The 18,722-nt window shown below is 72.7% G+C and carries 19 protein-coding genes; 4 read left to right on the forward strand and 15 right to left on the reverse strand.

Features of this window, described 5'->3' with window-relative positions; genetic code table 11:
* Positions 1-7: 7 nt before the first annotated feature.
* From QP090_RS25785 to QP090_RS25840, 12 genes are read right to left on the reverse strand one after another with little or no spacing between them, the layout of a single operon-like run.
* Positions 8-718 carry an Rv1363c family protein gene (locus QP090_RS25785; RefSeq protein WP_285941985.1) on the reverse strand — a complete coding sequence of 237 codons (711 nt, stop codon included), beginning with the start codon at positions 716-718 and terminating at the stop codon, positions 8-10.
* A gap of 21 nt (positions 719-739) precedes the next feature.
* On the reverse strand, positions 740-1,336 hold the full coding sequence (locus QP090_RS25790) for a hypothetical protein (RefSeq protein ID WP_285941986.1): 597 nt from the start codon (positions 1,334-1,336) through the stop codon (positions 740-742).
* Positions 1,333-1,866, reverse strand: coding sequence for a hypothetical protein (locus QP090_RS25795; RefSeq protein WP_285941987.1), 534 nt, complete (start codon positions 1,864-1,866; stop codon positions 1,333-1,335). Before QP090_RS25795 ends, QP090_RS25790 begins: the two co-directional genes overlap by 4 nt.
* Positions 1,863-3,116, reverse strand: a complete 1,254-nt coding sequence (locus QP090_RS25800) for an MCE family protein (RefSeq protein ID WP_285941988.1) — start codon at positions 3,114-3,116, stop codon at positions 1,863-1,865. The genes QP090_RS25795 and QP090_RS25800 overlap by 4 nt, the downstream gene beginning before the upstream one ends.
* A gap of 1 nt (position 3,117) precedes the next feature.
* Entirely contained in the window at positions 3,118-4,359 is a 1,242-nt protein-coding gene (locus tag QP090_RS25805; RefSeq protein ID WP_285941989.1) for an MCE family protein, read from the reverse strand.
* Complete coding sequence (locus QP090_RS25810; RefSeq protein ID WP_285941990.1) at positions 4,359-5,603, reverse strand: MCE family protein; 1,245 nt, start codon at positions 5,601-5,603, stop codon at positions 4,359-4,361. Before QP090_RS25810 ends, QP090_RS25805 begins: the two co-directional genes overlap by 1 nt.
* Position 5,604: 1 nt before the next feature.
* A complete protein-coding gene (locus QP090_RS25815) occupies positions 5,605-6,738 on the reverse strand; it encodes an MCE family protein (RefSeq protein ID WP_285941991.1) in 1,134 nt (377 codons plus the stop codon).
* Positions 6,735-7,793 carry an MCE family protein gene (locus QP090_RS25820; protein WP_285941992.1) on the reverse strand — a complete coding sequence of 353 codons (1,059 nt, stop codon included), beginning with the start codon at positions 7,791-7,793 and terminating at the stop codon, positions 6,735-6,737. The genes QP090_RS25815 and QP090_RS25820 overlap by 4 nt, the downstream gene beginning before the upstream one ends.
* On the reverse strand, positions 7,790-9,118 hold the full coding sequence (locus tag QP090_RS25825) for an MCE family protein (protein WP_285941993.1): 1,329 nt from the start codon (positions 9,116-9,118) through the stop codon (positions 7,790-7,792). Before QP090_RS25825 ends, QP090_RS25820 begins: the two co-directional genes overlap by 4 nt.
* On the reverse strand, positions 9,118-9,954 hold the full coding sequence (locus QP090_RS25830; protein ID WP_285941994.1) for an MlaE family ABC transporter permease: 837 nt from the start codon (positions 9,952-9,954) through the stop codon (positions 9,118-9,120). Before QP090_RS25830 ends, QP090_RS25825 begins: the two co-directional genes overlap by 1 nt.
* Positions 9,955-9,962: 8 nt before the next feature.
* Entirely contained in the window at positions 9,963-10,751 is a 789-nt protein-coding gene (locus QP090_RS25835; protein ID WP_285941995.1) for an MlaE family ABC transporter permease, read from the reverse strand.
* Positions 10,752-10,789: 38 nt separating this feature from the next.
* Positions 10,790-11,788, reverse strand: a complete 999-nt coding sequence (locus QP090_RS25840; protein WP_285941996.1) for an ABC transporter ATP-binding protein — start codon at positions 11,786-11,788, stop codon at positions 10,790-10,792.
* Positions 11,789-12,362: 574 nt separating this feature from the next.
* Between QP090_RS25840 and QP090_RS25845 the strand changes: the two genes are divergently transcribed.
* Complete coding sequence (locus tag QP090_RS25845) at positions 12,363-13,592, forward strand: PucR-like N-terminal domain-containing protein (protein WP_285941997.1); 1,230 nt, start codon at positions 12,363-12,365, stop codon at positions 13,590-13,592.
* A 104-nt stretch (positions 13,593-13,696) separates the two neighbouring features.
* On the forward strand, positions 13,697-14,344 hold the full coding sequence (locus QP090_RS25850) for a TetR/AcrR family transcriptional regulator (protein WP_285941998.1): 648 nt from the start codon (positions 13,697-13,699) through the stop codon (positions 14,342-14,344).
* On the opposite strand, the gene QP090_RS25855 is transcribed toward QP090_RS25850, so the two are convergent.
* Positions 14,341-14,775: a nitroreductase family deazaflavin-dependent oxidoreductase gene (locus QP090_RS25855; RefSeq protein WP_285941999.1), complete on the reverse strand. Its 435-nt coding sequence runs from the start codon at positions 14,773-14,775 to the stop codon at positions 14,341-14,343. The genes QP090_RS25850 and QP090_RS25855 overlap by 4 nt on opposite strands.
* 161 nt (positions 14,776-14,936) lie before the next feature.
* Between QP090_RS25855 and QP090_RS25860 the strand changes: the two genes are divergently transcribed.
* Positions 14,937-15,500: a dihydrofolate reductase family protein gene (locus tag QP090_RS25860; protein WP_285942000.1), complete on the forward strand. Its 564-nt coding sequence runs from the start codon at positions 14,937-14,939 to the stop codon at positions 15,498-15,500.
* A 212-nt stretch (positions 15,501-15,712) separates the two neighbouring features.
* Here the strand turns inward: QP090_RS25860 and QP090_RS25865 are convergent, their stop codons facing one another.
* The gene (locus QP090_RS25865; protein ID WP_285942001.1) at positions 15,713-17,116 is read right to left on the reverse strand and encodes an MFS transporter; all 1,404 of its coding nucleotides are present in this window, start codon (positions 17,114-17,116) and stop codon (positions 15,713-15,715) included.
* 139 nt (positions 17,117-17,255) lie between these two features.
* On the opposite strand from QP090_RS25865, the gene QP090_RS25870 reads away from it, so the two are divergent.
* The gene (locus tag QP090_RS25870; protein ID WP_285942002.1) at positions 17,256-18,131 is read left to right on the forward strand and encodes a LysR family transcriptional regulator; all 876 of its coding nucleotides are present in this window, start codon (positions 17,256-17,258) and stop codon (positions 18,129-18,131) included.
* Between the two features lie 21 nt (positions 18,132-18,152).
* Here QP090_RS25870 and QP090_RS25875 read toward each other — a convergent pair whose 3' ends face one another.
* On the reverse strand, positions 18,153-18,662 hold the full coding sequence (locus QP090_RS25875) for a GNAT family N-acetyltransferase (RefSeq protein WP_285942003.1): 510 nt from the start codon (positions 18,660-18,662) through the stop codon (positions 18,153-18,155).
* Positions 18,663-18,722 lie beyond the last annotated feature (60 nt).

An 18,722-nucleotide genomic window follows, 5' to 3' on the forward strand; every position in this document is an offset into this window, starting at 1 on the left:
CTCCCGGTCAGGAGCCTGAGGTGCCGGTGGGCGCCAGGCCGAGGGCGGACAGTTTCCAGCCGGTCGGGGTCTTGGTGAGCTGGCCGAGCAGCCGGCTGGTGCGGGCGGCGGGCTTGCCGTCCGGCCCGGTGACGGTGACCCGGATGGCGGCGGCCACCGCGGCCTTCCCGGCGCGGGTGTCCAGCTCGGTCAGGCCGGATTCGAGGATCTTGGCGCTGGACGTCGTCTTCGCCTTCGCGACGTCCTTCTCGAGCTGCGCGCGGCCCTGCACGATGCTGTCGTAGAGCTGCGCCGTCGCCGAGTCCTGCCAGACCTTCAGCCCGCCCGCGACGTTCCGGTGGTCGAGGGTGTTCAGGTTGACGATCGCCTGGTCCGCGGCGGCGAGGACGCGGTCGCGCTCGGACGCGTAGGCGATCGAGTCGTCCCCGGACGCCGCGTAGTACGACCAGCCGAACCACGCCGCCACGACGGCCGCCGCGACCGCGACCGCGAGAGCGACCCTGACCAGGGGGTCTCTGGTGAGGCGCCGCGCTTCGGGGGCCGCCTCCCGCGACACCTCCGCCGGCTCCGCCTCCTCAGCGGGCTCCGCCGGGGACTCGGCCGCGGGCTCCGCCTTTTCGGCGGGCTCCGCCTTCCCGGCGGGCTCCGCCGAGGACTCGGCCTCCTCCGTCGCCGGCTCCATCGCCGCCGCCTGGTCTGCGGTCTTCGTGTCGGTCACCTGGATTCCACCCTTCTCCGTTCAGGCGGCCCGGAGGTCGCTGATGCGCCAGCCGTGGTCGTCGTGCCGCGCGGTGACGACGAGCTGCGCGGCGATCGGCGGCCCGGCCGCCTTGCCCTTGCGGGTGGCGGTCTGGTCGAGGAACACCACGAGCACGGCGGTGCGGCCGTCGCGGGTGAGTCTGCTGAGCCCGGCGCGGGACACCTTGGTGGTCAGCGCGAGCTGCTGCACCGGCGCCTGCGCCTTGACCTGGCCGAACAGCGACGCGTACTGGCTCGCGGCGCGTCCGGTGAGGACGGTGGCGGCGGCGCGCTCGGTGGCGGCCGGGTCGGTGTAGGCGTAGGTGAAGACGCGGGCGACGGCGCCGGACACGTCCGCGATCACCTTGGCCGTGTCGCCCTTGTCGAGCAGGGCGCGGTTGCTGGACGGCGCCGCCGCGCTCCGCCGGTCGGCCCAGTCCGCCGTGGCGAGGCCCGCCAGGAGTAGGGCGAGGGCGACGGCAAGCGGCCAGCCGAGCGCGGCGATCCGCTTGAGCGCGGGCAGCATCGAGCGGCGGGCGGGCTTCTTCTTGCGCGGGATCGGCGGACGGCGCGGCGTGGTGCTCTGGTCGACGCTCACGAGCGCCCCCCGGGGGCGAGCGCGGTGAGCGTCTTGACCTTCCACCCGCCGCCCGCGCGTTCCATCCCGACCTGGTAGCGCTTGCGCTGCTCGGTCCCGGCGCCCGGCGTCGACAGGAACACCCGGACGGACGCGATGACGGTCGCCTCGCCCGCGTCCGCGTCCAGCGCGGTGACGGCGAGCGCGGTGACCCGCCCCCGGGCGGGCGCGTTCTGCTTGGCGAAGGTGGCGCGGGCGGCGGCCATGTCCTGCTTCAGCGCGTCGTGGAACGGACCGGTGGAGATCTCCAGCCAGTGCGCCAGATCCAGATCGGCCCGCTGGGGGTCGACGGTGTTGAGCTGGGTGATCTGCCGGACGGCGGTGCGGGTCAGCTCGTCCCGCCGCCCGGCCAGGTCGTCGCCCGCGCCGGCGTCCGCCCGGATCACCGCCCAGAGCGAGACCACGAGGTACACCGCCGCGGCGGCGATCAGGACGTACCCGGCGGGACGGAGCCACCGGGTCGTCCGGACGGTCCCGGCGAGCGCGGTCACCTGGCGCCGCCCAGGCCGAGGAGACCGGTCAGGGCGGACGTGGGCTCGGGGTCGGTCAGCGTGGGCGGCAGGCCGAGCGCGCCGAGCGCCGACCGGACGTCCGCGCGGGCGGCCGAGCCGGGCCTGGCGGGCGTGGGGACGCCCCGGTGCGGCGCGTTCGCGGAGCCGCGGACGCCGATCCCGCTGGACGGGCTCTCGGTGCACCGCGCCTTGGTGTTGAACGCGGGCGCCTTGGACTCGTCCTCCCCGTCCCGGTAGGTGGTGCCGCCGTAGCCGCGGGTGCAGGGCTGCGGGTTGAAGAAGGTGTTGACCAGGCCGAAGTTGAGCTGCCCGCCCGCGACGACGGTGGCGCCCATCCCGGCGACGTCCGGGAGCTTGGCGAGCAGCTCCTCCAGGCCGTCCTGGCGGGGCTCGAACAGCCGGGCGGTGGTGGTGAGGTTGGCCAGCAGCAGCCCGAATCCGGGGTCGAAGTCGTTGAGCAGCCCCGATACCTCGCGGGACGCGCCCGGCCCGGCCGCGATGATCTTGCGGAGGTCGGTGTCGGAGGCGCGGAGCTGCCCGGCGAGCAGCCGCGAGTCGCGGGCGAACCCGCGGAACGAGGCCGCCTCCTCGTTCTGCGTGCGGAGTACGACCCTCCCGTTGCGGATCAGGCCCTGGGTGGCGGGGAACGCGGCGTCGGAGGCGGCGATGAACCGGCCGCTGGTGTCCAGGAGCTGCTGGAGGTGCGGGCCCTGCCCGGCGAACGCGAGGCCGAGCTCGTCGATGACCGTCTTCAGGTCGTCCAGCGGCAGCGACGCGGTGAGGTCGTTGACGCTCTTCAGCGTCTCGTGCACCGGCGCCGGGGTGGTGGTGACGCTGCGCGGGATCGTGTCGCCCTGCGCGAGGAACGGGCCGGCCATCGCGGCCGGCCGCAGGTCGACGTACTGCTCACCGACCGCGGACCGGTTCGCCACGACCGCCTGGAGGCTCCGCGGGATGTCGGGGGCGCCGTCGTCGACGTACAGGTCGGCCAGGACGCCGTCCCGGGTGAGGTGGATCTGGCCGACCTTGCCGACCGTCACCCCCCGGTAGGACACGCCCGAGCCCTCGAACAGGCCGCCGGTGGTCGCCAGGTCGAGCTTGACGACGTAGTAGCCGCGCATCCCGACCAGGCGGCCGAGGTCGGCGTACTTGAGCCCGAGGTAGGACAGCACGGACACGGCGATCACGATGAAGGCGACGATCCGGACGCGGGTCGCGACGGTCAGCATCTCAGCCCCCCTCTCCGAGCGTGGGCAGCGGCAGCGCCGGCTGCTGCCCGTCCTGCGGGACCTGCGGCCCGGCTGGCGCCTGCGGCCCGGCGGGCGCTGGCGCGGGCGGCGCGGAGGTCGCGGGCGCCGGGGTGCCGGACGCGCCGTCCGTGCCCTGCCCCGGGCACGGCACCGGCAGCGGTCCGGCCGGTCCGCCGGCGAGCGCCCGCATCCGGGCCATGTCCGGTTTCGGAGCGACCTCCTTCACCGGCGGGATGACGCAGTCGTTCGCGCCGGTGGCGGTGACGCTGAGGTAGGTGTTCATGTAGTCGCCCTTGACGGCCTTCAGCGCCTCGTCGGTGTAGGGGTAGGTGAGCAGCACCTCCAGCGAGCGCGGCAGGTCGCGGCCCGAGTCGGCGAGCTTGCGCAGCACCACCGACAGGGCCTTCAGGTCGGCGACCGTGTCGTCCTTGCTCGCCTTGATCGTCCGGACCGCGATGGCGGACAGCTCGTCCAGCTTGCGGAGCATCTCGACGAGCTGGCCGCGCTGGTCCTCCAGCACCTTCAGGCCCGGCGACAGGTCGGTGAGGACGGTCGCCACCTGCCCGCGGCGGGCCGCGACGGTGGACGACAGCCGGTTCAGCCCGTCCAGCGCGCCGGTGATCGCACCCCGGTTCCGGTTGAGGGTGCTGGTCAGCGTGTTGACGCTGTTCAGCGCCGAGCGGATCTTGTCCTCCCGGCCGCCGAGCGCCTTGTTCAGCTCCTGGTTGATCGTCCGGATCTGCGGCAGCCCGCCGCCGGACAGCAGCATCGACAGCGCGCCGAACACCTCCTCGGTGTCGGCGTTGCGGGTGGTGCGCGACAGCGGGATCGTCGCGCCGTCCGCGAGCCGCCGCGCGGACGGCGCGGACGCGGGCGCGGCGAGCTTGACGTACTTCTCCCCCAGCAGGCTCGACTGCTCCAGGTTCGCGGTCGCGTTCGCGGGGAGGTGCACCGAGCCGTTCACCAGCAGCGTCACCTCCGCGTTCCACGACCCGTTCGGCAGCGACACCTTCGACACGCGGCCGACGGGGACGTCGTTCACGCGAACCGCCGCCTGCGGGACGAGGTTCAGCGCGTCCTCGAACTGCGCCCTGACCGTGTACGGGTGATCGCCGAGGCTCGCGCCGCCCGGCAGCGGGATCTCCTCGATCGACACCGAGCAGCCCGCGGCCAGCACGCACGCGCCGGTGAGCGCCGCGGCGACGGCCCTGGGTGCGCGCATCAGCGTCCTCCCTTGCTCGCGGTGCCGGACGGGCCCGCGTAGGTCTGGCCGGCGGCCGGGAGCGGCAGCGGCGGCAGCCCGCCCGCCGCGGACGGCGGCACCGCCGTCAGCCCGGACCGGCTGAGCCGCTCGCACTGGGCGCGCAGCGTCGGGGTCGCGGCGGCGGCGACCGCGCACACCGGGCGGGCGTCGGACGGCTGCGGGTCCACGCCCGGCTGCCTGGTGCTGCCGAACGCCCGGGTGATCTCCAGCAGGTTGCCGCGGCTCATCAGCGTCCGCGACTGCGGGTCGTAGGCCTTGAGGACGTTGCCGATGGCCAGCGGCGCGGTGTCGAGCGTCTCGGCGAGTGAGGCGCGCTGGTCGACGAGCACCTGGGTGACATCGGCGAGCGCGTCGACGTTCTTCTTGAGTTGCGCCCGGTTGTCGGAGATGAACCCCTTCACCTCGCCGAGCGCCTTGGCGAGGTTGGCCAGCGCCGCGCCGAGCTCCTCGCGGTCGGCGGCGAGGAACCCGCTGACGTCGGCGAGCTGCCGCTCCGCCAGCCGGATCTGCCCGTCGTTCTCGCGCAGCATCACGCTGAACTTGTTCAGGTTGGCGATGGTGGCGTACATGTCGCCGCTGGAGTCGGCCAGCGTCTGCGACGCCTTCCCGAGATCGGCGATCGTGGTGTTGAGGGCCCGGCCGTTGCCGCCGAGGTTGGCCGCGCCGACCCGGATCACGTTCGACAGCGCGCCCTTGGCGTTCAGCCCCTGCGGGCCGAGGTCGCCGGAGAAGCGGCGCACACTGTCGTAGAGCTGGTCGAGCTCCAGCGGCGTCGCGGTCCGGCTCACGTCGATGGACGCGCCGTCCGGCATCCGGGGGCCGCCGCCATAAGCAGGGGCGAGCTGGATGTACCGGTCCGACACCAGGTTCGGCGCGATGACCACGGCCTTGGCGTCGGCGGGCACCTTGATCTTCCGGTCCACCGTCAGCACCGCGCGCACCTGCCCGCCGAGCGGCTCGACGGTGTCGATCGAGCCGACCTTGACGCCGAGGACCCGGACGTCCGAGCCCGGGTAGACCCCGATCGCGGTGCCGAAGTAGGCGGTGATCCTCCGGCCGGACGGGCCGGCCAGCACCGGGTACAGCGCCGCCGCGACCAGCAGCACGAAGATCACGATGAGCGCTTCCAGCACCCGGGTCCGGTGGTCCCGGATCGGCGAGGCCAGCCTGGGGAGCCGCGTCGTGCGGGTCGTCGCGGCCATCTCAGCGCCCTCCGGTCAGATGCGGCGGCTCGCAGGCGGGCCCGGACGGCTTCCAGGAGCCGCCCTCCAGGTACTCCAGCGGGACGGTTCCGCACAGGTAGCCGTCCACCCAGCGGCCACTGCCGACCGCGTTCCCGGTCATCCGGATGTACGGGCCGGCCAGCGAGAGCGCCTTGTCGAGGCTCTTCTGGTTGCGCTGGAGCACCGCGGTCACCTTGCTCAGCGAGTCCAGCGTCGGCTGGAGCCGCGGCTGGAGGTCCCGCACCAGGCCGACCAGCTCCCTGGCGAGCCGCTCGGTGCCGACCAGCAGCGTGTGGATCGCCTCGCGGCGCCGCCGCAGCTCGCCGAGCAGCAGGTTGCCGTCCTTGAACAGCACCTCGAACTGCTCGTTCTGGTCGGCGAGCGTGCCCGAGAGCCGCTTGGTGCCGGCCAGGAGCTGGGCCAGCTCGGCGTCCCTGGACGCGATCGTGTGCGACAGCGACGACAGCCCGTCCAGCGCGAGCCGGACGCTCGCCGGGGTGTGCTCGAACGAGGCCGAGATCGTCTGGAGGCTGGCGGCGAGCTTGCCGGTGTCGACCTGCTGGAAGGTGCGGCCGAGGTCCTGGAACGCCGTGGTCACGTCGTACGGCGAGACCGTCCGGTCCAGCGGGATCACGGTGCCGGGGTCCTGCTCGCGCGCGCCGAGCGGGTCGAGCGCGAGGTACTTCGACCCGAGCAGCGTCTTGATCATGATGGTGGCGCGGCTGGCGTCGCCGACCCAGGTGCGGCGCACCCGGAAGGACACCCGCACCTTGTTCCCGGCCAGCTCGACGCCGGTGACCTTGCCGACCTTCACCCCGGCGACCCGGACCTCCTGCCCGCCCTTCAGCCCGGCGGCCTCGGAGAAGTACGCCTGGTACGTCGTCCCGCCGCCGATGATCGGCAGCTCGTCGGCGCGGAGCGCGACCAGCAGGCCAAGGACCAGCACCGCGACGCCGAGCAGCGCGATCGGGATCGGGTTGCGCTCCCGCAGCGGCTTCAGCCGCGGCCGTCCCCGCCGTGCCTTCGGCTTCGGCGGCGGCGCGGGCGCCGAGGACCCCGGCGGCGGGCCGGAGGGCGGGACCGCGGGCGGGCCGGGGGGCGTCGGCGGCGTCATCCCTTGCACCTGTCGGCCGTGATGGGGATGCCGGTCGGCGGCGGCTGGTTCGAGATGTCCGAGCCGGCATAGGTGACGCCGATCAACGTGACCTCGCACTGGTAGAAGTTCAGCCACGACCCGTAGGAGCCGATCCGGCCGAACGTTTCGAGCTTGGTGGGCAGCCGGGTCAGGAACCGGTCGACCACCGGCTCGTCCCGGTTGAGGTTGTCGGAGAGCCGGCCGAGCTGGACGATGCCGTCCTTCAGCGGTTTGCGGCCGACCTGGAGCAGGTCCGCGGTGGCGGTGCCGAGCTCGCCGATCGCGCCGACCGCCTCGCCGATCGGGACCCGGTCGGCGGCGAGGCCGGAGGTGAACCGGCGCAGCGTGGTGACCAGGTCGACGAGCTGCCGGTCCCGGGAGTTGACGGTCTGCACGACCGAGTTCAGGTTGGTGATCACCTGCCCGATCACCTGGTCCTTGGCGGCCAGCGTGGAGGTCAGCTCGCCGACGGTGCGCAGCAGGCTCTCGATCGTGCCGCTCTCGCCCTGGAGCACCTTGACGATCGACTCCGAGAGCCGGTTGGCGTCGCCCGGCGACAGCGCCTGCATCAGCGGCTGGAACCCCTGGAAGAGCTGGGTCAGGTTGAGCGGCCCGGTGGTCTGCCGGGCCGGGATCGTCCCGCCGTGCGGCAGCGTCCGGCCGGGCGCGCCCGTGCCCTGCCCGAGCGCGATGTACCGGCCGCCGACGAGGTTGAGGTACCTGACCGCGGCGGTCGCCGACGTCGGGACCGCCCGGTCGCGGTCGACGGAGAACCGCACCAGCGCGAGCCGCCGGTCCGTCACCTTGATCGTCTCGACCTGGCCGACCTTGACGCCCGCGATGCGCACCCCGTCGCCCGGGTGCAGCCCGGCGACGTCGGTGAACTTGGCCCGGTAGGAGACCCGGTCGCCGCTGGTGGTGCTGGTGATGCTGGCCGCCAGCAGCGCGGTGGCCAGCACCGTCACCAGGATGAAGATCAGCGAGCTGACCAGCGGCACGCCGAGGCCCTTCAGGCCCTGTCCGGTGAGCTTCACTTGACCGTCACCTCCGTGCCCCGGAAGATCGGGCCGACCAGCACACTGGACCAGTCCGGCAGCGCGTCGGGCACCTCGTCGAGCGACGGCCCGACCAGCTCGTTCACCATGTCGTTCTCCGAAGCCGAGTTGGCCGGGCCGAGGCCGCTGCCCGTGACGCCGGCCGTCCCGCCGGCCTTGCCGCCCGCCGGGGCGCCCGCCGGGAGGCCGCCCTGCGCGGGGACGCCGCCGGCCGGGACCACCCGCGGCGACCTCCCCTCGCCGGGCAGGTACGGGACGCTCGGGCAGTGCGGCCCGCCGCCCGCGCCGTACCGGGGGCTGTCCTTGCCGGGCAGGTAGCGGCCCTTGTGCTGCACCGAGGAGATGTTGACGTGCGGGCCGTGCTCCTTGGTGCCCTTGCCGAGCACCCGGTCCATCATCGGCACGAAGTCGGCGAGCGTCCGGAACGTACACGGGGCGGCCGGCGCGTACCGGCGGCCGAGCTCCAGGCTGCCCCGGCCCTTGGCGGCCAGCTCGATGATGTTGCCGGAGTTGACCCGCATGAAGTCGGTCAGGTCCACCGCCGTCACCGACATCGCCGCGTACAGCTCGGCGAGGTGCACCCGCTGCTCGGCGACGGTGCGGCTGGTGACGGTGAAGTCGGTCAGCGCGTCCAGCAGGTCCGGCGCCGAGTCGCTCGCGTGCTGGGAGAACTCGGCCAGCTCCGACAGGTTGCCGGCGAGCGCCGGCAGCTCGGGGTTCAGCTTGCGCAGGTAGGCGTCGAGCTGGACGAAGTTGGCGCCGAGCTGGTCGCCGCGCCCCTGGAGCGCGGTCGACATCGCGTTCAGCGTCGCTGCCAGCTTGGCGGGCTGGATGGTGTTGAGCAGGTCCATCGTGTGGTTGAGGACCTCCGACAGCTCCACCGCGTTGCTGCTGCGGTCCTCGGAGATCACGTCGCCGTCCGCGATCGGCTTCCCGGCCTGCCCCTGCGGCGGGACGAGCGAGACGAACCGGGCGCCGAACACCGTCGTCGGGAGGAGCTGCGCGTTCACGTCCGACGGGACGAGCTCGGCCAGGTCCGGCTTCAGCGCCAGCGTCAGCTTCGCGCCCGCGCCGTCCGCGCTGATCGAGCGGACCTCGCCGACCACCACGCCGCGGACCTTCACGTCCGCCTGCGGGTGCATCTCGTGCCCGGCCGTGCCGGTGCGCAGCGTCACCATCGTCGCGGCGGTGAACTGCTTGTCGTAGATCGCGATGGACAGCCAGATCAGCAGCGCCGGGACCAGCAGGAACGCCACCCCGGTGAGCCGCTGCCCGGCCACGCTCGCCTTGCTCCGCCGCGCCATCAGCCCGTCACCTTCACCGTCGTGGTCGCGCCCCAGATCGCCAGGCTGACGAAGAAGTCCGTCACGCTGATCAGCACGATCGCGGTCCGCACCGCGCGGCCGACGGCGATCCCGACGCCCGCGGGGCCGCCCACCGCGCGGTAGCCGTAGTAGCAGTGCGCCAGGATCACCATCACGCTGAAGATCAGCACCTTGGCGAACGACAGCACCACGTCCTGCGGGGCCAGGAAGATGTTGAAGTAGTGGTCGTAGGTGCCGCCCGACTGCCCGTTGAGCCAGAGCGTCACCTGCCTGGACGCCAGGTAGGAGCTGAGCAGCCCGATCCCGTACAGCGGGACGATCGCCACCGTGCCCGCGATGATGCGGGTGGTCACCAGGTAGGGCATGGACGGGATGCCCATCCCCTCCAGCGCGTCGATCTCCTCGTTGATCCGCATCGCGCCGAGCTGCGCGGTGAACCCGGCGCCGACCGTCGCCGACAGCGCCAGCCCCGACACCAGCGGCGCGATCTCCCGGGTGTTGAAGTAGGCCGAGACGAACCCGGTGAACGCGGCCGACCCGATCTGGTCGAGCGCCGCGTACCCCTGGAGGCCGACGACGACGCCGGTGAACAGCGTCATGCCGAACATCACGCCGACCGTGCCGCCGATGACCGCGAGGGCGCCGCTGCCGAACGCGACCTCGCCCAGCAGCCGCAGCGACTCCTTCAGGTAGCGGCGGACCGCCCGCGGCGTCCACAGCAGCGCCCGTACGTAGAAGCCGAGCTGGTCGCCGGGCTGGTCCAGCCACGACACCAGCTTCACCGGCCGGAACCGGCGTGCACCGGGAAGAGCCATCGGACGCCTCACGCTCCCTTCGCCGGGACGACCTTGAGGTAGACCACCGTGAGCACGAGGTTGACGAAGAACAGCAGCAGGAAGGTGACGACGACCGACTGGTTGACCGCGTCGCCGACCCCCTTCGGGCCAGGGCTCGGGTTCAGTCCCCGGTAGGCGGCCACGACCCCGGCGATGAATCCGAACAGCAGCGCCTTGAGCTCGCCGACGTACAGGTCGGGAAGCTGCGCGAGCGCCGAGAACGAGGCCAGGTAGGCGCCCGGCGTGCCGTCCTGCATCAGCACGTTGAAGAAGTAGCCGCCGGCGACGCCGACGACCGACACCAGACCGTTCAGCAGCACCGCGACCGCGATGCAGGCCAGCACCCGCGGGACGACCAGGCGCTGGATGGGCGAGACGCCCATCACCTCCATCGCGTCCATCTCCTCGCGGATCGTCCGCGAGCCGAGGTCGGCGCAGATCGCCGAGCCCGCCGCGCCGGAGATCAGCAGCGCCACGATCAGCGGGCTGGCCTGCTGGACGACGGCCAGCACGCTCGCGCCGCCGGTGAGCGACTGCGCGCCGAGCTGCTTGGCGAGCGACCCGACCTGCAACGCGATCACCGCGCCGAACGGGATCGACACCAGCGCGGTCGGCAGGATCGCGACGGAGGCGATGAACCAGAACTGCTGGATCAGCTCGCGGACCTGGAAGGGCCGGCGGAACGTCATCGCCACCACGGTCGCGGCGAGCACGAACAGCCGTCCGACCTGGCGCAGCGCCCCGGCGCCCGGCGCCGCGGCCTCAGGGGCGGCCATGGCCGTCCACCTCCATCACGGGACCGGCGGGCACGGCACTAGGAACGGCCATCGGCGCCGCCTCCCATTGGGTGGTTGCGGTGGGCGAGGATGGCCTGCTGCGCGGCGTACGGCAGCCGCGGCATGAGCTGGTCGACGCGCGCGGCGTGCCGCTGCTCGGCCTGCCGGACCGGCATCCCCTCGGTCGGGCGGAGCTGCGGCGGGATCTCGAACCCGCGCTTGCGGGTGCGGTCGCGCGCCTCGGCCTCCGCCTCGGCGGCGAGGGTGGCGGCGTCCTTCTCCTCCGACATCCCGATCGGGCCGTGCCGGTTGCCGTGCAGGAACTGCGCGACGACCGGCTCCTCGCTGGTGAGCAGCAGCTCGCGCGGGCCGAAGGCGACCAGGTCGCGGCGGAACAGCATGCCGATGTTGTCGGGGACGGTCGCGGCGATCTCGATGTTGTGCGTGACGATCAGCATGGTCGCGTCGATCCGCGCGTTCACGTCGATGAGGAGCTGGGACAGGTAGGCGGTGCGGACGGGGTCCAGCCCGGAGTCCGGCTCGTCGCACAGGATGATCTTCGGGTCGAGCACCAGCGCGCGGGCCAGCCCGGCCCGCTTGCGCATGCCGCCGGAGATCTGGCCGGGCAGCTTGCGCTCGGCGCCGCCGAGGCCGACCATCTCCATCCGCTCCATCACGATGCGGCGGATCTCCGGCTCCTTCTTGCGGGTGTGCTCGCGGAGCGGGAAGGCGATGTTGTCGAACAGGTTCATCGATCCGAACAGCGCGCCGTCCTGGAACATCAGGCCGAACTTCTTGCGCGCCTCGTAGACCTTGCGGTCGGGGTCGTTCACCATGTCGACGCCGTCGATCATGACCCGGCCCGTCTCGGGCTTGAGCAGGCCGATCAGCGACTTCAGGAAGACCGTCTTGCCGGTGCCGGACGGGCCGAGCAGCACGCTCACCTCGCCGGGCGGCAGCGTGAGGGTGACATCGCGCCAAATGGTCTGCGGGCCGAAGGCTTTTGTCAGTCCTTCGACCACGACTTCAATTCCCAACGAACACCACCACTCGCGATATCCCCTTGATTCGGCCAACGGTCGGGAATCGCATGACCCGTGTACCGCGAGCCGGCGAACGGCTCGCCGGGCGGTGACCGCCCTGTCCCGCCGGGCTGTACGCGAGGACGTTACGGGCGAGTAGCCCCGCAACTCAATAGGGCTCCGCGAGAATCTGGCCGCAATTCGGGAAATGGCCCGCTGAATTGTCACCGGCTTAGTGTTTGATCTTCGCCGAACCGGCCCAAGTGATTACCGGCCGGTAGCTTGGCGGTGCCGGACGCCCGGCGCCGCACCGCGTCCCGCCGGCTTTGTCACCTCGCCAACACCCCGGCCGCGGTTTTGTCACAACACGAGCAAACGAAGATCACCATCGACCGGATCCGGCGGTCCGGACTTGCCACCGTCCACCGGCGACTTTATGTTCGCGGTGTTCCCGATACCGCCAATGGGTGTGAGCTCCCCCGCTCGGCACACCCCCCATCGGCGTCGCCGACCCGGTCCCCGTGGGCCGGGCCGAACCTGCCCCGCGACGCCGATGTCAGCCGGCCCGACGCGGAGGTGTCCGATTCCCATGTCGCAGGCACTGGAGTTGTTCGAACCCGACCGGAGCCAGATGGACCCCGCCCGGTTCGCCGGCCTGCTCCGGGCCCAGCTCGCCGAGGTGACCCACGAGGTCATCACCCAGATCCGCCGGGTGATCCCCGAGTACAACCGGCCCGAGGACTCCGCCTACGACCAGGTGCTGCGGCTCAGCGCCGAGATGCTGTTCACCGGCTTCCTGGAGGCGCTCACCGACCCCGGCGCCGCGCCCACCCGGCGGGACGAGACCTGCCGCGCCCTCGGGCACTTCGAGGCGGTCGAGGGCCGCAGCCTGGACCACCTCCAGGCCGCGTTCCGGATCGCCTTCCACATCGCCTGGCGGCGGACGGTGATCACCGCCGAGCGCGAGTCGGTGCCCACCTCGGTGGTCTCCACCACCGTCGAGGCCATGCTGGTCTACCTGGACGAGGCCGTCGCGCAGACCCGGCTCGGCCACCAGCAGGCCACCGGCCACGCCGACCTGCGCCGCCGCGAGGAGCGCCGGCAGTTACTGCACCTGATCCTCCAGCAGCCCGCCGTCGTCCCCGAGGCCATCGAGGAGCTGGCCAGGACCGCCTGCTGGTGGCCGCTGCCGGCCGAGGCCACCCTGGTCGCCGTCCACCCCGAGGCGCACTGCACCCGCGCCGCCCTCGACTCCGACGTGCTGTGCGACCTCGACTCCGGCGGCCCCTGCCTGCTCGTCCCCGGACCGATGACCGCCGCCCGCGCGAGCATGCTCCGCGCCGCCCTCTCCGACGCCAGCAGCGTCCTCGGCCTCACTCTCCCGCTGGAGAAGGCCACCCACTCCCTGCGCTGGGCCCGCCGCGTGCTCGACCTCGCCGAAGAGGGCATCATCCGGGACGGGTCGCTGATCCCCTGCCAGGACCACCTGATGACCATGTGGCTGCTGTCCGACCCGGCCCTCATCGAGGAGCTCACCCGGCGGCACCTCGACCCCCTGCGCGACATGTCCGACGGCCACCGCCGGCGGCTGATCGAGACCCTCGCCGAGACCGTCACCACGCGGTCCACCGCCGTCGAGATCGGCGAACGCCTCAAGGTGCACCCGCAGACCGTCCGCTACCGCCTCCGCCAACTGGAGGGCTACCTCGGCGACGGGCTCGACGACCCCGACACCCGGTTCTCGCTGGACGTCACGCTGCGGGCCGCCGGCCTGCGACGACGCCGCCACCTGGGCCGCCGGGGCACCCCCGGCGGCTGACCCGCGGGCGCCCCGCAAAGCCGAACAATCACACCACGGCACGGCACGGGCCGTTATCCTGACCTCCGGATTATCGATTCCTGACCGGAAAGTCGAAGGGGTCCATGCCAACGTCCACGTGGTTCCGGCTCAATGTCGCCAAGCGCGAGCGGGTGCTCCAGGTGGCGATGCGCGAGTTCGGAGAACACGGGTATTCGACCGGCAGCCTGAACACCATCGCCCGCGAGGCCGGCATCGCCAAGGGCTCGCTGTTCCAGTACTTCAGCGACAAGCTGGAGTTCTTCGCCTTCGTCTGCGACGAGGCGTCCCGCCGCATCCGCGAGGAGATGGAACGCCGCATCGCCCGGATCGCCGTCGACCAGCCCTTCGACGGCTGGCTCTTCGACGTGCTGTGCGACTGGAGCGAGTACATGGACGCGCACCCGCTCGAGCGCGCCGTCACCGCCGCCACCAACTTCGAGCTCGACAACAGCGTCCGCTCGGTCGTGCGCGACACCGCCAACCAGCACTACCTCCAGGTCCTGCACCCGTCGCTGAAACTGTGGCAGGAACGCGGCGACATCCGCGCGGACGCCGATCTCGACATCCTCGCCACACTGATGCTGATGACGCTGCCGTTCCTCGCGCTCGCGCCCTACTACGACGGCCTCGACCCGGTCCTGGACCTGCGCGGCCGGGCACCCGCCGCGCAGCGCCCGGTCATCCGGCAGATCATCGACGGCATCCGCCCGATGTTCGCGCCGTATCCCTAACCTGTGTTCGCCCGGCCCGGCATCCTCGCCGTGCCCCTCGGTACCTCTTCGATGTCGGCGACCAGCACGTCCATATGGCGGACGATCCGGCGCGCGAGGCCGGGCAGCCCGGCACCGGACGCATCGGTGCCCTCCGTCACCACGCGGGGTTCCGTGAGCCTGCCGGCCCGTCCGAGCCGCTCCACCCCGCCGCGCTCCTCGGCCAGCAGATTCCGCACCCAGTCGGTGTCGGACCCGTACGGCAGCGCCACGTAGAGCCGCCGCCCGTCCCGGAACGCCAGAACCGGCGTCCGGTACTCGCGCCCCGTCCTGCGCCCCCTATGGACGATCACCGCCAAGGGCGGCGCGAAGGGCGCCCAGACCCCTTGGATCCGGTTCGTGACGACCCGGTTGAAACGGGCGAGCGACTTCGGCAGCGGCGTTCGGCTCATCCCCCTCCCTAACACGCGGACCGCCCTTCCCGCGCCCGAACACGGGCGGACGTGGCTCCGCGGGCCGAAAGGGGAACGTAGGTGATCCGTAAGCGGGCTTCCGCATGCTGGGGACAGATGAGCGGCAGATCCGCCGCACCATGACCCGGCGAGGAGAAATCATGCGCAAGTTCAAGCTTCAGGTCCAGGTCAGCGTCGACGGCTACATGGCGGGCCCGAACGGCGAGATGGACTGGCTGACGTTCCCGTGGACCGACGACATCAGCGCCTACATCGACGCGTTCACCGCGCCGGTCGACTGCATCGTGCTGGGCCGCCGGCTCGCCGAGGGCTTCATCCCGACCTGGGCGGCCGGGCCCGAGGGCGAGTCGCAGGCGGGCATCGACAAGATGAACAACACCCCTAAGGTGGTCATCTCCGACTCCCTCACCGAGTCGCCCTGGGACAACGCCGTCGTCGCCGGCGGCGACCTGACCGAGACCATCAACGAGCTCAAGGCCCGGCCGGGCGGGGACATCATCACCTACGGCGGCGGCACGCTGGTGTCCGACCTGATCGCCAGGGGCCTGCTCGACGAGCTCCACCTGTTCGTCAACCCCACCGCGATCGGCGCCGGGATGCCCGTGTTCGGCCACCCCGACGTCCACCAGCGGTTCCAGCTCGTCACCGCCCACCCCTTCGCCTGCGGCATCACCGCGCTGCACCTGGAGCCCAAGCGCTCCTGACTGTGTTAATACAAGCCCGGCCCGGCGTCCTCGCCTGGCGGCTGTGTTTCCAAACGCCCGGCCCGGTGTCCTCGCCTGGCGGCTCGGACGCCGACCGTGCTTGGGCGAGCGCGGCATCGCTTCGCGATCCGGCCGGTTCGGCTCGCCTCCGGCTTCGCCTCACCGGCCAGGTAGCGCGCTCGCGCGACGGCTGAGGCAGTTTGAAACAGACCCTAGGCGCGGTCGCGATCCGCCCCTCGGGCGGCGGGGCGGGAGCGCCGCGCTCCGCGGGCGAACAGGAGCGCGGCGGCGGCGCAGACGAGCGCGGACAGGAGCAGGGCGCCGGACGTTCCGTTCGCGGTCTGTGCGGTGACGAAGGCGCCCATGGCGGTGACGCCGAGGGTGGCGCCGGTCTGGCGGACCGCGTTCAGGAGTCCGCCGACCGCGCCCGCCGTCCCCTCGGGGGCCGCGCTGATGATCGCGCCGACCAGCGCCGGCAGCGCGAAGGAGACGCCGAACCCGCAGAGCAGCAGGCCGGGTTCGAGCCAGAGGCGGCCGGTCCCCGGCAGCGCGGCGCGGCTGAGGATCGCCCCGCCCGCGGTGAGCAGGACGAGCCCGGCCAGGATGGGCGGGCGGGGCCCGACCCGGGCGACGATGCGTCCGGTGATGAGCGGGTTGAGGGCGAACGGGACCGTGAGCGGCAGGAACGCCAGCCCCGTGGCGACCGGGCTGAGGTGGTGCTCGCGCTGAAGGAGTAGCGGCAGGACGAACAGCCCGCCGCTGAGGGCGAAGTTGACCGCGGCCCCGGCGACGAGGCCCGCCCGCACCTGCGCGGTCCTGAGCAGGCCGCGGTTCAGCACCGGGGCGTCGCTGCGGCGTTCCAGCGCCACGAACACGGCGACGATGGCCAGCATGGCGGCGGTGGACGAGGCGGCGTGCGCCGGAGCGCGGGAACCGGCGGCGATGAGCGCATCGGTCAGCAGGGCCAGGACGGCGCAGGCGGCGAGCTGGGCCGTCCAGTCGATCCTGCGGTCGCTGAGCGGGCACCGCACCGCGCGTCCGGCGGTCAGGGCCAGCGCGACCACGGCGATGGGGACGTTGACGAGGAAGATCGACCGCCAGCCTGCCGCGTCCACCAGGAGGCCGCCGGCGATCGGGCCGACGGCCATCGCGGCGCCGCTGACGGCGGCCCAAGCGGACACGGCCCGCGCGCGCGGCGCCGGTTCGGGGTACAGCCGGGCGATGATCGCCATCGAGGCGGGCACGCAGGCCGCCGCCGCGACGCCGAGCAGCGCGCGCAGGAGCACCAGGGCCCACAGCGTCGGGGCGGCGGCGCTGAGCAGCGAGCCGGCGCCGAACACGGCGACGCCGATCCGGAAGATCCGGTGGGCGCCGTACCGGTCGGCGACCGCGCCGGCCGACAGCAGCAGCGCGCCGAAGGTCACGGTGTACCCGGTGGTGGCCCATTGCAGGCCGGCGACGGAGGTCTTCAGCGAGGCGGCGAGGTCGGGCTCGGCCACCGAGAGGACGGTCATGTCCAGCAGCACCATGAAGTAGCCGAGGGAGATCCCCAGCAGCGGGGCCGTCCGTCCTCCGGCGGCGCGGCGCCCGAGGACGGGGATGGGGGGTGCGGTCATGCGTTCTCCCGAGCAGGCGGTGAATGGGTGGTCACACCCTCTGCTCCCGGGCGTCCCGGCTCCACCGGCCCGGCCGCACGCTCCGTTCGGAATTTCCGAACGCACCCGGCGGTTCTCCGTTCGGCGAGAGGAGTGCGGCGTGGAGCTGCGGCAGTTGCGGACCTTCGAGGCGGTGGTGCGGCACGGGACGGTCACCGACGCCGCGCACGCCCTGGGGATGGCGCCGTCCTCGGTGTCGGAGCAGATCCGGACCCTGGAGAAGTCCCTGACCGTGGCGCTGTTCGAGCGCGGTCCGCGGGGCATGCGGCTCACCGGGGCGGGCGAGCGCATGCTGGCCTGGGCGCACCGGCTGCTGGACCAGGCCGAGCAGGCCCGCCGCGAGGTGACCGGGCAGCGGCGGACGCTGCGCCTGGGCGCGCTGGAGACGATCGCCGCGACCTACGTGCCCACGGTGCTGGCCAGGCTGTCCGAGCGCCGTCCCGACGTGGCCGTCCAGGTCCGGGCCGAGCGCAACCGCGACGGCCTGCTCGGCGACGTGGCCGCCGGACGGCTGGAGGCCGCGCTACTGCTGGACACCGGCGACGTCCTCGGCGAGCTGGGCTTCGCCCCTCCCCCGCCGCTGGCCTTCCTCGACATCGCCCCCGTGCCGCTGGCCCTCGTCGCGGCCCCCGGCCACCCGCTCGGCGGCAGGCCCGGCCTGCGGGTGGACGACCTCGAGGGCGAGCGGCTGCTGGTCAACGTGCCCGCGTGCTCGTTCTGGATGGCGGCCGACCAGATCCTCGGGCCCGGCCTGGAGCGGGTCCGCGCCGGCGGGGTCGACGTCATGCGCGCCTGGGCCCGGCAGGGGCTCGGCATCTCCCTGCTCCCCGAGTTCGCCGTCACCGCCGAGCTGGCCTCCGGCGAGCTGGTCCGGCTCGGGCTCCCCATCCCCGACCTCAGCCTGCGGCTGGTCTGGCGCGCAGACAGAGAAGCCCTACCCGGCCTGCGCGACGTCCTCTACGCGGCCAGCGCCTGACGGCCCCCGGCCCGGAGGCAGTCAGACCAGATCGGTGGCAGGGTCGATGGTCCAGTGATTGCTGTGCAGGACCTGGCCGGCGAAGGGGACGTCCCGTTCCCCGACAAGACTGAACCCGAGCGAGCGGCAGATGCCGTTGGACGGGGCGTTCGTCGTTGCCGGGAACGCGTGGACCAGGCCCCAGCGGCCGTCTTCGGCGGCCTCGCGGAGCAGTGTCCGGACGGCCTGTTTGCCCACCCCCTGTCCCTGGAACTCCGGCAGCACCATCCAGCCGATCTCGGACAGCGGTTCACCGTCCATCTCGTGCGCCCACAGGAGCACGGTTCCGGCCACGACACCGGGCCCGGCGCCGTCGGGGACGATCATTTTGATCCAGGAGACGTCCGACGCCGCGTCCCGGACGTCGCGGCGGACCTTCTCCTCGACACTCTCTCGGGAGTGCGGGCCGCCGAGCTCGGCCATCATGACCGGGTCGCAGCGCATCCTGACGTAGGCGTCGGCATCTCCTGGTCCGACATCGCGCAGGTGCATCGGTCTCCTTCCATGGTGTCCCACGGCCCACCGGGCCCCGCCACGCGGGCGCGGGTGTCC

It is taken from the genome of Actinomadura xylanilytica, from assembly GCF_030283145.1.
Taxonomy (GTDB): Bacteria; Actinomycetota; Actinomycetes; order Streptosporangiales; family Streptosporangiaceae; genus Spirillospora; species Spirillospora xylanilytica.

What these genes read in the sequence shown, in the direction of transcription:
- QP090_RS25800 (WP_285941988.1), bottom strand. Translation starts at nt 3,116, where the DNA reads ATGCTGACCGTCGCGACCCGCGTCCGGATCGTCGCCTTCATCGTGATC.
- QP090_RS25805 (WP_285941989.1), bottom strand. Translation starts at nt 4,359, where the DNA reads ATGCGCGCACCCAGGGCCGTCGCCGCGGCGCTCACCGGCGCGTGCGTG.
- QP090_RS25810 (WP_285941990.1), bottom strand. Translation starts at nt 5,603, where the DNA reads ATGGCCGCGACGACCCGCACGACGCGGCTCCCCAGGCTGGCCTCGCCG.
- QP090_RS25815 (WP_285941991.1), bottom strand. Translation starts at nt 6,738, where the DNA reads ATGACGCCGCCGACGCCCCCCGGCCCGCCCGCGGTCCCGCCCTCCGGC.
- QP090_RS25825 (WP_285941993.1), bottom strand. Translation starts at nt 9,118, where the DNA reads ATGGCGCGGCGGAGCAAGGCGAGCGTGGCCGGGCAGCGGCTCACCGGG.
- QP090_RS25830 (WP_285941994.1), bottom strand. Translation starts at nt 9,954, where the DNA reads ATGGCTCTTCCCGGTGCACGCCGGTTCCGGCCGGTGAAGCTGGTGTCG.
- QP090_RS25835 (WP_285941995.1), bottom strand. Translation starts at nt 10,751, where the DNA reads ATGGCCGCCCCTGAGGCCGCGGCGCCGGGCGCCGGGGCGCTGCGCCAG.
- QP090_RS25845 (WP_285941997.1), top strand. Translation starts at nt 12,363, where the DNA reads ATGTCGCAGGCACTGGAGTTGTTCGAACCCGACCGGAGCCAGATGGAC.
- QP090_RS25850 (WP_285941998.1), top strand. Translation starts at nt 13,697, where the DNA reads ATGCCAACGTCCACGTGGTTCCGGCTCAATGTCGCCAAGCGCGAGCGG.
- QP090_RS25855 (WP_285941999.1), bottom strand. Translation starts at nt 14,775, where the DNA reads ATGAGCCGAACGCCGCTGCCGAAGTCGCTCGCCCGTTTCAACCGGGTC.
- QP090_RS25860 (WP_285942000.1), top strand. Translation starts at nt 14,937, where the DNA reads ATGCGCAAGTTCAAGCTTCAGGTCCAGGTCAGCGTCGACGGCTACATG.
- QP090_RS25865 (WP_285942001.1), bottom strand. Translation starts at nt 17,116, where the DNA reads ATGACCGCACCCCCCATCCCCGTCCTCGGGCGCCGCGCCGCCGGAGGA.
- QP090_RS25875 (WP_285942003.1), bottom strand. Translation starts at nt 18,662, where the DNA reads ATGCACCTGCGCGATGTCGGACCAGGAGATGCCGACGCCTACGTCAGG.